The organism is Paenibacillus sp. FW101-FHT12H11 (genome assembly GCF_058790355.1).
In genome coordinates this window covers 169,179-183,235 of the sequence record NZ_JBYTCO010000004.1, presented here as the reverse complement: position 1 = coordinate 183,235, position 14,057 = coordinate 169,179, and the positions used below count along the sequence as shown (strand labels likewise).

The 14,057-nt window shown below is 48.4% G+C and carries 11 protein-coding genes and 1 pseudogene; all 12 read right to left on the bottom strand.

Going from position 1 to position 14,057, the window contains the following annotated elements; genetic code table 11:
• Window positions 1–174: 174 nt before the first annotated feature.
• The 12 genes and pseudogenes from AC3WTJ_RS14415 to rarD all read right to left on the bottom strand — a co-directional run bounded on the left by AC3WTJ_RS14415 (window position 175) and on the right by rarD (window position 13,924).
• Window positions 175–1,380, bottom strand: coding sequence for an anhydro-N-acetylmuramic acid kinase (locus AC3WTJ_RS14415; RefSeq protein WP_492522700.1), 1,206 nt, complete (start codon window positions 1,378–1,380; stop codon window positions 175–177).
• Window positions 1,380–3,032 carry a beta-N-acetylhexosaminidase gene (gene nagZ / locus AC3WTJ_RS14410; protein WP_492522359.1) on the bottom strand — a complete coding sequence of 551 codons (1,653 nt, stop codon included), beginning with the start codon at window positions 3,030–3,032 and terminating at the stop codon, window positions 1,380–1,382. The genes AC3WTJ_RS14415 and nagZ overlap by 1 nt, the downstream gene beginning before the upstream one ends.
• Window positions 3,033–3,237: 205 nt before the next feature.
• On the bottom strand, window positions 3,238–4,155 hold the full coding sequence (locus AC3WTJ_RS14405; protein ID WP_492522358.1) for an N-acetylglucosamine kinase: 918 nt from the start codon (window positions 4,153–4,155) through the stop codon (window positions 3,238–3,240).
• A 29-nt stretch (window positions 4,156–4,184) separates the two neighbouring features.
• Window positions 4,185–5,327 carry an exo-beta-N-acetylmuramidase NamZ family protein gene (locus AC3WTJ_RS14400; protein ID WP_492522699.1) on the bottom strand — a complete coding sequence of 381 codons (1,143 nt, stop codon included), beginning with the start codon at window positions 5,325–5,327 and terminating at the stop codon, window positions 4,185–4,187.
• Window positions 5,328–5,418: 91 nt separating this feature from the next.
• Window positions 5,419–6,126: a PIG-L deacetylase family protein gene (locus tag AC3WTJ_RS14395; RefSeq protein WP_492522698.1), complete on the bottom strand. Its 708-nt coding sequence runs from the start codon at window positions 6,124–6,126 to the stop codon at window positions 5,419–5,421.
• Window positions 6,127–6,168: 42 nt separating this feature from the next.
• Window positions 6,169–6,603 (bottom strand): annotated as a pseudogene (locus tag AC3WTJ_RS14390) (GNAT family N-acetyltransferase); the annotation flags it as partial.
• 526 nt (window positions 6,604–7,129) lie between these two features.
• On the bottom strand, window positions 7,130–7,990 hold the full coding sequence (locus AC3WTJ_RS14385; RefSeq protein ID WP_157317660.1) for a carbohydrate ABC transporter permease: 861 nt from the start codon (window positions 7,988–7,990) through the stop codon (window positions 7,130–7,132).
• Between the two features lie 19 nt (window positions 7,991–8,009).
• Window positions 8,010–8,915, bottom strand: coding sequence for a carbohydrate ABC transporter permease (locus AC3WTJ_RS14380; RefSeq protein WP_127457868.1), 906 nt, complete (start codon window positions 8,913–8,915; stop codon window positions 8,010–8,012).
• Window positions 8,916–9,016: 101 nt separating this feature from the next.
• Window positions 9,017–10,456, bottom strand: coding sequence for an ABC transporter substrate-binding protein (locus tag AC3WTJ_RS14375; RefSeq protein WP_492522357.1), 1,440 nt, complete (start codon window positions 10,454–10,456; stop codon window positions 9,017–9,019).
• Window positions 10,457–10,487: 31 nt separating this feature from the next.
• Window positions 10,488–11,402 carry an N-acetylmuramic acid 6-phosphate etherase gene (murQ, locus tag AC3WTJ_RS14370; RefSeq protein ID WP_127457870.1) on the bottom strand — a complete coding sequence of 305 codons (915 nt, stop codon included), beginning with the start codon at window positions 11,400–11,402 and terminating at the stop codon, window positions 10,488–10,490.
• A gap of 179 nt (window positions 11,403–11,581) precedes the next feature.
• Complete coding sequence (locus tag AC3WTJ_RS14365; protein ID WP_127457871.1) at window positions 11,582–12,448, bottom strand: MurR/RpiR family transcriptional regulator; 867 nt, start codon at window positions 12,446–12,448, stop codon at window positions 11,582–11,584.
• Between the two features lie 561 nt (window positions 12,449–13,009).
• Window positions 13,010–13,924, bottom strand: coding sequence for an EamA family transporter RarD (gene rarD, locus AC3WTJ_RS14360; protein ID WP_492522356.1), 915 nt, complete (start codon window positions 13,922–13,924; stop codon window positions 13,010–13,012).
• Window positions 13,925–14,057: the final 133 nt, after the last annotated feature.

The following is a 14,057-nucleotide window of genomic DNA, read 5'->3' as shown; positions in this document are numbered from 1 at the left end:
GACTCATCCCCAAGGCGAGTCCCGTTCTCGCTACTTTGGATACAAACTGCATAAATTCCGCAAAGAAATAGCCATAAACATAAAAAAACCTGCATTTCATACATCAAAAATGCACCCCACAGCCCAAAATGGCGTGGAATCGCGATATTTGATGTATGTTTTGCAGGTTATTATTTAAGGCAAAGCCAACTTGCCCATGACAGTCAGGCGTTCCGCGCCTGTCGCTGACGGCAAATTATTCGGCACGCCGTGGATACAATCGTTCCCCAGCAGGGCGAACAGGATGGCTTCCTTGGCGTCGCCGGAGATGCCAAGCTCGTCGGAAGTGAGGATCGCTTGCTCAGGGAGCAGCTCCTGCATCATGTTAAGCAGCGTAAGATTGCGCGCCCCGCCGCCGCTTACGATGACTTCCGCTATGACGCAGTGCGGCAGAACAAAATCTTTATAAGCGCGAGCAATGGAGTGCGCGGTGAACGCCGTCGCTGTAGCGACGATATCTTCGTGAGCGAGTCCGCGAGCCAATGCGCTTTTGAGCCATGCCGCCGTGTAGGCTTTGCCGAACAGCTCGCGCCCCGTGGTCTTCGGAGGAAGCTGCGCAAAATAAGGATGCGCCAGCATCTCCTCCAACAGCTCGGTGTGGACTTGGCCGCGAGCAGCCCATGCGCCATCCGCATCATAAGTTAGCTTGCCTTCGGACAACTCGTAGACGACTTGATCCATGACCATATTACCTGCACCTGTATCAAAAGCAATCAGCTTGCTGGCATCATCCATCGTTGCAGCTGCTCCCTGTGCCGGGATTGCGGTGCAATTGCCGATGCCGCCGATATTTTGCAGGATGCGCCCTTTGGCCGCATCGCGGAACATAATGAAATCCCCGTAAGGCGCAAGGGGAGCGCCTTGCCCCCCCACCGCCATATCGGCGGTGCGGAAGTCGCCGACAACTACACGGCCGGTCCGCTTGGCGATAACGGATAAATCACCGATTTGCAGCGTTGATTTCGGCAAATAAGAATCGGTTTCATCCGCCACCGGGATGTGCCAGACGGTTTGTCCATGGGTGGAGATGAGATCGATTTCCTCCATGCTCATTCCCGCCGCCTTAGCCGTCTGCATAACCGCGTCAGCAAATCGCTCGGCAATGGCAAAGTTCATGCCGCACAAAAGGGCAACATTCGAGTGATCGATGGAGCAGAGCTGCTTCAGCTTTTCGCGCACTTCCTCCTCGTAGGAGAAGCTTTCGAAGTGAAGCAGTTTGACTTTGGCATCAATCCCGCTGCCATCGATTCGGACGATCGCAACGTCGATACCGTCCAGAGAAGTACCTGACATGATGCCCGCTACGGTCAGCGAGGTTTGGTTGAGAAGGGTACGGAGCATCACAGTCCGCCCTCCCATTTCCAACCTGCGGGATATCCAGCGCCTAGAGTGACTGGCAGTCGGCCTTTCATCTCCAGCTCGCCGAGCAAAGCTTTGGCTGTGCTTTGCAGCGCTAGCGGGCGGCTTTCGTAAGCCGCGATGAAGGTGGAAACCTCCGGCAGCTCCAGCAAATCGTACGGCACGCGCAGCGCGACAACGATTACTGGCTTGCCGAGTGCTTGCAGGGCGCGCACCAGCTCGACCTGCGCCGGATGGAATCGGGCGTTGTATGTCCCGATGACGATCTGCTCCGCTTCTTCAGCTGCTGCCAGCACCGATCCCGTCAACCCGCCGACCTCTGCCAACGGCAGCACGCGGTCGAGCACGTCAAGGCCGCGCTCAGCAAGCGCTGCGCCTAGACTTACCGGTCCGGCGTACGCTTCGTCGACGCCGGACGAAACCGCTGCGGCCACGGTGACCGCTAGTGTTCTTACACGCTTCAGCGGCAGCAATCCCTGCACGTCCTTGACGAGCGTGATGCTGGCTTCGCTGAGTCGCTGGGCGACCGCGCAATGCTCCGCGGTCCCCACTTCAGCCGCCGAGCCCGTCTGCGGCGCAAACAACCCGCGGCGCTCCTTGAGCGCGAGCAGCCTTTGCACGGATGCGTCGATGCGCTCTTCACTCAGACGCCCCTCATTAACAGCCTGCTCAATCGCGTCGATCGCGCCGATCTGGCGGTCAAGCCTATGGCTGATGAGCACAAGATCAGCCCCGGCTTCGATCGCCATAACACTTGCGGCAACTGTGCCATAATGTTCTGCAATAGCATTCATCTCCATGCAGTCTGTCATCACGACGCCCTCGTAGCCCAGCTCCTCGCGCAGCAGTCCGGTTAACACGGACTTGGAAAGCGTCGCAGGCAGCTTCTCGGACTCGAAAGCCGGGAAATAAATATGCGATGACATAATCGCATCGACGCCGCCCTTGATCGCTTGGATGAATGGCACAAGCTCCAAGGAACGAATCCGTTCTTGCTCATGCTTGATCGTAGGCAAATCCAAATGGGAGTCAACGCTCGTATCGCCATGTCCAGGGAAATGTTTGGCTGTCGCAACAACGTTAGCATCCTGGAAACCTTGCACCGAACGCTGTCCGAATTCAGCGACAAGCTCGGCAGACTCGCCGAATGACCGTACGCCAATAACAGGGTTATCCGGATTATTATTCACATCGAGCACAGGAGCAAAGTTCAAGTTAATTCCAAGCGATCTAAGCTCTTTCCCCGAAATGAACGCAGCTTGGTATGCGGCGTCGCCTGCATCTTTTATGCCAACTTTTGTTCCCTCTTTCGGCCCAATCGATCCCGCCGCAAGCGCCATCTGCCCTGGCATCAAAGCAACGCCTTCCGTAATACGGGCAACCATCCCGCCCTCTTGGTCGATCGAAACCCAAAGCGGTAACGTGTCCGATTGCTCGGCGATTTGCTGCAACTGCTCAGATAGATCTGCTACCTGTCCAGTTTGCTCTACGTTACGCGCAAAATAAATAACGCCGCCAATATGGTGTTCAGCAATCAGCGCTTTGAGCTGCTCTGTCGCTTCCGTGCCTTCAAATCCACAAAGAAGCATCTGCCCGATTTTCTCTCTCAGCGTCATGTCCTGAATCTTTTTCATTCTCTTTCCCTCTCCCTCGTTAAAAAAACTTCTATCCGCAAATTAACTCTTTATGTCTTCCTCTGTCTCGGTCTGTTTCGGTGTATCTCGATGTATCTTGCTCTAACTCGCTCTATCTTGCTATATTTCGCTGTATCTCAACTTTTCTCAATCTATCTCGGTCTATCTCAATCCATCTCACTCCATCGCAGCCTATCTCTTCCATCTATTTCTTCAAACGGTTCAGCGCCATCAAAACAGCACCGCTCGCCGCATCCTTTTTAGCCGTAATACAAGTCAAATCCGGATATTTCTCACTCAGTTTTTGAACAAACGCGTTCCGCACATGACTATTGTTCAGCAATACACTTCCAGCCATTGCAAGGCTTCCGTGCTGCATGGACAGTTTTTCTACGACAGGGACGACCGTCTCGAATAGCGATGCAGCGTTTTTAGCCGCAATAGCCAGCGCTGTTTCGTCCCCTTGTTCGCAAGCCTTAGACAGAATCGGTGCCAAAGCAGCGATGTCCTTCTTGTTCGTCTCTTTGTTATAGACAAAACCAACGATCTGCTGAACATTCGTCAGCTGCAGCTGTTCATAGACCATACCGGTAATGACAGTCTCCCCGATTCTTCCATCATTAGCCCGAACGAGCGCAGACAACAGGTCGCGGCCGATGCTGTACCCGCTACCCTCATCATCGATGAGGTGTCCCAGACCGCCGGCACGGTGAATCGTTCCGTCCTCTTTTTTGCCATAACAAATAGACCCTGTACCCGCAATTAAAATAATGCCGTATTCCCGATCATGCGCGCCGCAAAGCGCCGTTTCCTGGTCCCCTGTGATATATACATTCCCTTGATAGCCGCATTCTCTGACATTCGCTTCCAAGCGGGACGTAACACTAGGATTGCTAACCCCTGCTGCACCAATCACAATTTGTTCACAGTGCTCCAGTCCCCCGCAGGCATCGCTAATGCCTTGAAAAATGTCCTGAAAGCTCCGCTTGATGCTCTCCGCATCTTGCCCGTTATAGTTAATCGCTCCAGATTTAAAGCTATGCACCACTTGGCCGCTCTCGTCAGCTATTTTTACCGCTGTTTTGGTACCTCCGCCATCTAGCCCCGCTACGTATCTTGTCATTGGGTTACTTATCACTTCTTCCGTTTATTCTATTTGTACAAATGATACGGCTGTTTCATCTGCGCAAAGGTCTGGCTCTCTTCACGAAATTGCTGAAGCAGATCCGGAACGTTCACCTGGTCTTGTCGATACACATTGTCTCCGCATAACAAATCCATGAAAGGTCTGGAGCCTTCTCGGAAAGGAGGCAGGAAAGCAAATTCTTCATAATTGTTCTTGATCGTGTAGAGCAGAGTGATTCCCGTTTCAAGTGGCTGGACAGCGCGAGTATCCAACACATGGATTTGAACGCCGCTGCAGGATTCTCCCTGATGCTTCGAGAAACTCGGTTTAAAATAGACCGGCCGGAAAACAACGCCTGGCAGTTTCTTGGCATTCATTTCATCCGCCAGCTTCTGCCCATCGATGAACGGAGCTCCTATGGCTTCAAAAGGAACGGTTGTCCCGCGCCCTTCCGACAAGTTCGTGCCTTCAAAGATGCAAGTTCCTGGATACAGCAAAGCTGATCTAAATCGCGGAAGTCCCAGGGAAGGCATGATCCACTCCTGGCCCGTCTCCGGGAAAAGCATGTTTCGCTCCCAACCCTCACAGCGGACCACGTGCAGCTCGCACTGCCAGTTCATCTGATCATTTGCCATCATGGCAAGTTCTCCGACCGTCAACCCGTAACGGACTGCAAGCGGATAATTCCCTACAAAAGACTGATATTCCGGTTTTAAAATATTGCCTTCCACCGTCACCCCGTCCAGAGGATTAATCCGGTCGAGAATGACAAAAGGCTTCCCTGCTTTCGCACAATCTTCCAAAGCATATAACATCGTATAAATAAACGTATAATAGCGGGTTCCTACATCCTGAATATCATAGACGACCATATCGACTTCATCCAGCATCTCTTGGCTCAAACGTTTGGAATCTTTGCGGTACAAGCTGTGTACAGGCACCTGTGTAATCGGGTCCAAATACGTTTCTACCAGCGCGCCGGCGGCTTGATCTCCCCGCACCCCATGCTCCGGAGAAAACAAGGCTGCGAGGTTGAAATTCTCGTGCAAAATTTGAATTGTAGAAACAAAATCCTTGTTCAATCCCGTTGGCGCCGTAATCAGCCCCAGCCGTTTCCCTTTGAATAGATGAGCATACTGCCCGATACAATCAATCCCATTAAGAATCATAGCTTTCCCCTCGCTCGCTTCTTTTTTTTGAACAAAACCTCTACCCAAGCCATTCGTGATAAGCGGCTGCGTGTAGAGGTCGGATGATTTTCTATAATTCAGTTTTGAGCACACGCATATTTTCTTCTGGAATCATGAACGTTTGTGCATATTCTTTTCTGGCCTCAAGTCCGCGGACTCTCATCAAATGCTTGTAGTATTCCAAGTACTTGAACGACTTGCTGCCGGTTACGAACCAATGCGTGGAGACGGCTTTGACCCATAGATCGAAGGCATCCTGATCGTAATCAACATAGACGTAAGGACGGTAGTCCACCGCATCTTCCCAGTTCTCGGCATAATACAATCTTTGGGCAAAATGGGCTGGAAGCTCCCGTTCAAATGTCGGCAAGGCAGCAAAAAAACGGGCATCGTTCACGATGCGGTGCGTGGTCATGTGATCCTTGTGCATGCTGTTCTTCCAATGTGTAATGATCACGTTAGGTCGAACTTGACGAATGACATCAGCTACACGGAAGCGCATCTCTTGGTTATCCTGCAGCTCGCCGTCAGGAATATCGTCGAAGACGAAAGCTTCCCCGCCCAGCATGTCGGCAAATGTTTTCGCCTCTTTCACTTTCTGCACGCGATATTCCGCCATATCTTGTCCTGCCGGAACACCGCGTTCGCCTGCTGTCAGCGCCAGCGTCGCAATGCGGTCACCTTTCAAGAAGTGGCTTGCCAATACGCCTCCAGCCGTTAATTCGGCATCCCCAACATGGCCGCCGATCGCTAATATCGTTAACTTTTGCTCGCTCATTTGCACAAACTCCCTTCTCATCACAGAAAATTGTTTGACGGTTGTAAAACCTGCCTTCTCATAAATGCGAATGGCCGGATTCGTACTGCCTGTGTAGAGCGACATGTAATCCGTCCCTATTGAACGGAATGCTTCGCACAGCTTAAAGAAAAGCAGGCTGCCCAGTCCATGGCCCTCATGCTCAGGAAGCACGCCGATGCCCGCAAAATAGCCGCGTCCGTTGTCTTGACGAATGACCGGGCCTGCAAATCCGATGACTTTGCCTTTATATGCAGCAATGACCACTGGCACACCTTCTGCCGTACACTGCCCTATTTCCCTTTGCCACAAAAGATTGTTAAAGCCATTAAGCATTTCCTTAACGCCGTTATGCTTTTCCGTATCGAACAATTCCACCGTGTATCCTTCAGCTGACGCCTTATGCTCCTTGGCTCTTACATCTTCCGGTATGGTGAAACCGTCCAACTTCAAATACATCGCACATTCTTTCGCACGTTCCACATACCCTGCTTCCAGCAAAAACGCATACAATTTACTTTCGATCGGCACGCCGGGCGCATTGTTATGCTCATGCTTAGGAGTCCCAGGTATATACCATGGCAGTAACATTGGATTAAAGAATAAGACCTCGCCTTGCTTTTTCCCCAATTGCTGAAAACGATGCTCTAATACGTCTAACATGCCTTGATAGTTCTGATCTGTTTGGAACCGGTCGGCCAAAACGATGCAGGTGATGTATCCAGCCACTTCCCCAAGCGGCAGATCATCCCCTGTGCAGCCACAGGCGAAGCCTTTGACCTCATTTTGATCCAGTAACACAAAGGTATTTTCACGATCAAAATAAGGATTGGCCGTGAAAATACGCTCAAAGGTTTCTTCCGTCAGTTCCTTATAGCCATCCTTCACGGCCTCTTCATTCCATAAATCAATAACGGACTGACGATATTGTTGATCCCAAGACACAATCATGCTGAAGTGAACCCTCCCCCACGCTCGGCTTGTATTAGCCTTTTACCGCTCCAACCGTTACACCTTCCAAGAAGTACTTTTGCAAGCTGAAGAAAAGAATAAACATCGGTAGTGCTGAGATCGTAGCCCCTGCCATCATCGGCGCGATAAACGTCGTATTGGCGAAGCGGAAGTTTTTGAGTCCCAATTGAATCGTCTGCATATCCATCGTATTGGTAACCAGAAGCGGCCAGAAGAACGTGTTCCAGCTATCCATAAACGTTAGAATCGCCATAACGGCAAGGACGGTTTTGGACAGAGGCAGAATGATTCTCCAATAGATGGTGAATTGGCTGCACCCTTCGATTTTGGCACTTTCCATAATCTCGTTCGGGATGCTGCTCATAAACTGTTTAGCAAGAAAAATATTATAGACCGTAACGATACCCGGCATAATTAATGCGCTGTACGTGTTTTGCAAATTGAACACATTCACAACAAGAATATACAAAGGAACTTGTGTAACTTGGTAAGGAATCATCATGGAGACAAGCAATACCGCAAACAGCACGCCTCTCCCTTTAAAACGAAGTTTGGAAAATGCATACCCAGCCATACTGGCGAAAATCACATTGGATACCATGACTGTCGTAGCTACGATCAGGGAGTTCAGAATCCACCGATACGAATACTCGCTATAATCAAAGAAGTATTTGAAGGAAGCGAATGTGAACTTGCTTGGTAAAATGGAGTAGTTCACCGCTCCTGCCTCAACCGGATCTGCAAAGGATGAAATAACCATGAAATAGATTGGAAATATCGTCGCCAAAGCAAAAAGGAGAAGGGCGATAAAAATGATTGAATTACGAATGGTTTTTACTCTAGGTTTGCCTGCATGACTGCTGTATAAAGCCATTATTTATCCATCCCCTCTCTTAATAGTCGACATCTTTTCCGGCAAATTTAAACTGAATAACGGAAATTCCTGCGATAATAACAGCTAGTATCAGCGATTGTGCCGCGGCTTTACCGAATTCAAAATAAGTAAAGGCATTATTGAAAATCAATAGGCCAACCATCGTCGTCGCATTGTTCGGGCCACCGCCGGTCATCAGGTAAGCGTTCTGGAACACTTGGAAAGAACCGATAACACCCGTTACCAGAAGGAATAACGTAGCTGGTTTCAAAGCAGGAACAACAATGTACCACAGCTTCTGGAAGAAGTTCGCGCCATCCATTTCCGCTGCCTCATAGAACGTATCATCAATGCCAAGAAGTCCAGCCAGGTAGATGATAATGCTTGTGCCGTGACTGGATAGCCAGGACATCAGGACCAAAGAAAACATAGCTGTTTTACTTGAACCCAACCAGTTCTGATTGCTGAATCCGAAGAAATGAATCAGTTGATTGAGAATCCCGCCCTCAAGCGGATCGAAGATCCATAGCCATACGACTGATAAAGCAACACCGGATGCTACGACTGGCAAATAATAAATACCTTTGAAGAATCCTTGCGTTTTCTTCCTCAGCGGAAGAATCAAGATCGCGATCACCATGGATAAGATCAAGTTAACCGGTACGGTCAGTACCGTATAAACGACCGTGTTTCGCATGGCTTGCCAGAACAAAGGATCTTTTAATGAAGAAGCATAATTGGCGAATCCAACATAAGTGGAACCAAGAGGTTTGTATTCCTGGAGACTGATAATAAAAGCACTTACAACCGGATATGCGGTGAACATCGCAAAAACAACCAAAGCGACGGCAATAAATGCATATCCCCAGACACCTTCTCCTTTGATTCCTCTTCTTTTTATCGGTTTAGCGATATTCGTTGCCATTTCCTCTAACCCCCAAACCCCGTTTCAGAAAACCCGGATTAAAATAGTTCGGATAGTCGTGTGAGTTGCTTTCACGACTATCCGAAATGTACGGTTTTTAATTAGTCTTTTACAACGCCGTCTGCGCCAAATGCAGCAATTGCGGCAGTTTTCACAGCTTCGTACATCGCTTCAGGTGTAACTTCGCCTGCGATTAGACCTTGGAACTTAGGAACGATAACTTCCGTTTCCAATTTGATCGCTTTAGCGCCTAGTTCACTTGGGATATCGGAACGAGCTGGCGTTGCATTTTTAAGCATATATTCAACAGCAGCCACGTTCTCTGGGCTTCTCTCAATTTTCATGCTTTCAGCCGCTTTTTTAGCGCTTTGCGTGATGTGTGCGGAGAACAAATCATTATTTGTTGTCGCCGCGTTTTTACCGCTAGCTAGGAAGTAAGCCGCTTTAACAACGTTTGCTTTGTGCTCGGCAGTCGGTTCCTTTTTACCGCGGAACGTCATGTAACCGTCAACGACAGCAGCAGCGGATTGTTTAGCCCCTTGGAAAGTTGGAGCCGGCAATACTACATAATCAACAGGGATGGAATCTTTTACTGCACTTGCATCATTTGCTTTCAGTTTTGCGTTGTTTGCTTTTGCAGAGTTCTCAAACACGGCAAGACCTTTACCTGTGATCATCGTTTGACCTGTCAAGAACATGTTCCAACGTTTACCAGCGTCTACGGAGCTAAGCTCTTTCGGCATGGATCCGTCATCAATCAGCTGACGAAGGTCTTTCAGTAGACCCAAGTAATTTTTGCTAGTGTATGCATATTTCAAATCTTTATCAAATGCGTTCGGCATACCGGCATTTTTCGCCATAATACCCAAGTAGTCAACTGCAGCAACGCCTTTCACCGCAAACACAAAACCGTAACGCGTTTTACCGTTTTCAGTAACTACGCCTTTTTTGATCGCTTGACGGAATTCGTCATACGTCCAGCCGCTTGTTTGTACTTTTTTCCAATCGATTCCTGCTTTTTCTAGGAACTCTTTATTTCCGCCCAATGCGTGTACTTCCATGTACGCCGGGAAGCCGTAAAGACCTTTGCCATTTTTCATGTAATCAAGTGGAGCTTTGTCATAATCATTGATCATTTCAGGAGTTGCTGTATCCGTGATGTCCATGAGCAAACCTTGCTGCACGTATTTCGGGATACCGTCAGAGCCTCCGAATGCAATATCCGGCGGGCTGCCCGCATTCACTTGTGTATCCAACTTCTGCTTCATATCTTCCCAGCTAGCCGGTTCGATTTTCAACGTCAGATTAGGATATAACGCATTAAAATCTTTGGACATTTGTTCGAAAGTTTTTTGGTAGTTCGGTGAAACCGGTGGCAATAGTGCCGTAATGGTATCTTTCGCTGTTGAAGCGCCAGCACTAGCAGCTGGAGCTGATGCAGCCGGTGAACTCGATTCTTTCGTGCCTGAAGCGCCACCACAAGCGGTTAAAGCCATTGTTAAAGCTACAACGGATGCTAATACGGGCATTTTTCTTTTCATGAAAAACAGACCTCCTAATAATTTCAGTTATTTACACAACTTGAACAAAGGTACGTATGGCTCTTTTCAAACTTCCTTCACTTTGCTGCAGGGCTTGTTCAGCGTCCGCGGCATTCATGCCTGTTTTGATCATCATGATGGCTAGCTTACAATTCATGGAAGCAGCTTCCAAATGGGCGATCGCAGTCGCATCGTCAACGCCTGATGCCGCCCGAATAATCCGTACGGAACGATCACGCAATTTGATATTACTTGCTTTCATGTCAACCATTAGGTTGTTATAAGTCTTCCCTAATTTGACCATCGTACAAGTCGTAAGCATATTAAGAACCAGCTTCTGTGCTGTCCCCGCTTTCAAACGGGTGGATCCCATAATCACTTCCGGCCCAACGACAGGCGCGATGCATACGTCACAGACAGGCGCTAATTTCGAGTTTTTGTTATTTACAACGCCGATTGTCGCAGCCCCAATTTCCTTCGCTTTTCTCAAAGCAGCAATGACGAATTGTGCGCTTCCACTAGCTGTAATTCCAATAACCACATCTTTGTCAGTCACTCCGCAACGCTCGATAAGTGCGACCCCTTCTTCTGCGTTATCCTCAAATCCTTCAACCGCAAATCTTAGGGCCACGTCGCCTCCAGCAATATGGCCTTGCACCAGCATGGCATCTACACCAAAAGTAGGAGGACATTCAGAAGCGTCGAGCACACCGAGTCTGCCAGAAGATCCGGCCCCTACGTAGAACATTCTGCCACCATTTTTCAGTGCATGATGCAAAATGTCAACCGCTTTCATAATCTGCGGAATCTCCGCTCCTACGGCTGCGGGAACTGTCGCATCCTGCTCATTCATCAAATGCAGCATTTGTTCTGTTGTACATTCGTCGATCATCAGTGTTTTCTCATTAATCTCTTCCGTAGTCAACCCCGACAGATACTCATCCATTGTCTCATCCTCCTATCCTGTTTCTTTAAGTTTCTAAATTCATACTAGCGAAAAATTTCATCATGGTCAATACTTTTTGAAATTTTATTTTATTTTACAAAAAAAATTTGAATTTTTATTTTGGAATACGACAAAAAAAAGACAACGATTTTATGATGCTTAGCCGTTGTCTTTCTTATTCATTTGCGGTGTTTGATGCTAGCGATGATATCATGTGTCTTGGACAAATATTTCTTCACTTTTTTGTACTCTGCGCTGGCGACTCCAGCAAAAAGAATATCAATGACCGTTAGCATAGCAATACGCGAACCCATTGCCCCACTGCGGATTGTAACCTCAGGTGTCGAAATGCTGAGCACGATGTCCGCCTTTTCCGCTAACTCGCTTTTGTTATATTTCGTAATCGCGATGACCGTAGCGCCGTTCTTTTTGACAATGTCCAGCGACTCGATAATTTCAATCGTGCTGCCGGAGTTGGAAATAAAGATGGCTACATCTGATTTATCAAGAAGTGTGGCATTGGTGAGTTGGCTGTGCCCGTCTGTGTAGCTATGGCACATCTTGTTAATCCGCGAAAACTTCTGCTCCGCGTCAATGCACACCAAACCGGATGCACCAATCCCGAAAAAAACAATGCGGCTGCTCTCGCGCAACACCTTCACCGCGCGGGCGATTTCATTTTTATCAATCACACTTAAGGTATCTTCAATTGATTTGCTATTGTTACGGGAAATGTTAGAGATAATAATCGAAAGATCGTCCCCAGGCTGAATATCGGTATACTGATCCTTCTGCTCGTCATCCATAGAGCCAATTGAAGCAGAGATGCTGACGATAAAATTACGGTAACCTTTGTAACCCATCGTTTTGCAGAACCGCAGCACCGATGCGTCGCTCGTTTTCGTCAACTGTGCGAGACTCTTAATCGATAAGTGAGGAATCTCTTCCAAGTTCTCTAAGACATACTCGGCCACCAGTTTCTCTACAGGCGTAAGACTTTCTTTCATATCCCGAATTTTGATCAAAATGTTATCGTTAATTGCCATCGCTTTTCCCTACTCGCCATATATTATCTGAGCTAAAATTACTAATATCATACGAATATTTTTTTGAAAATACAAGATGATCTTCTCCTATCCTAACGGATTCCCAGTCGCCAATCAAGAAATTTTATTTCAGTTAATATTTACCGTTATAAAATTAAATTCCAGAGCAAATTCCAGGCCAATGACAGATCAAATGATGCTGGTCGAAAAAATAAAGGGCCATCCGTGCAAGTCAGTTAGACTTGCGGGATAGCCCCTTTTATAAGAGAGGGAACTGTGGTCCACTATTTTGCTGAAAAGCGGACATTTGGCTAGTTAGAGGGAACTACGGTCCGTTATTCAGGCGATTTCAGCGGAACTGTGCTAATTCGCGGGTGAATAGTGCCCTGTAGTTCCGCTTGGGACGGGACTAGGGCTGATTCAGCTCAAATAGCGCCCTGTCGTTCCTCTATCCGCGGCTCGGCTACTCCAAGTAACACTATATATCTACTGCCACTCCAAGCACCGACTAAACTAACTACTCCAAGTAATCAGATCTTCCCTGCCACATATGGCCCAAACTTACCCCGCCTCCGCAGCCGAAGCGGCAGCATTAGCAGTAGCGGCGTTCGTCCGAGCCACCCGCATCGACGCCAAAGCGTACACGATAAGCGCCGCCCAGATCAGGGAAAAGCTGATAAACAGCACCGGCGAAAACTTCTCTTTAAATACGAAAATGCTGAGCAGCAGCGTAATCGAAGGTCCGATGTATTGGATGAAACCCAACATCGATAACGGAAGCCGCCCGGCTGCTTTGGCAAACCACAGCAAAGGCAAAGCCGTTACCGCGCCTGACAATAAAAGCAGCACAAACGAAACAGTAGGAAGCGACCAAGCCGCTTCATGATGAGTGAAATGCAAGTAAACGATATATGCGACAGCGATAGGAAAAACGAACGCGGTTTCCCCAGCCAGTCCAACCGATGCTTCGTAGGACACCTTCTTTTTCACCAAGCTGTAAACGCCGAACGAAGCCGCCAGCGACAAGGATACCCACGGGAATCTGCCGTAGTCGATCGTAGCTACCAAAACGCCGGCTCCCGCCAAAGCGACGGCAAGCCACTGACCAAGATTTGGCTTCTCACGCAGAAACAAGACAGCAAGCATGACATTAAACAATGGGGTAATGTAATATCCGATACTCGTCTCAATGACATGGCCATTGTTAACAGCCCAGATGAAGATTAGCCAGTTGGACGAAATCAGGATTGAGCTTGCCGCGACCACGAGCAAAGTCTTGCGGTTTGTAAACATGTTTCTGAGCTGCGTCATCTTGCCGCGGCCTACGAATAGAAGCAGACCCATAAAAACAAATGACCAAATGACGCGGTGTGCCAAGATTTCCCCTGCCAGCAGCGACTCAAACGATCTCCAATAAACAGGCAACAAGCCCCATGCGATATAAGCTATAATGGCGTACCAGAGCCCTTTTTTCATAGTTAAACCTTCTTTCAATGTCTAGTTACAGAACCCTGTGAATCTAGTTGTTTCATCCGCGGGTCAATTTTGCATTGTCCTATTGTAACATAGAGTGTCACATCTGTCCGTACCTAGTTAAGTCCACTTTTTC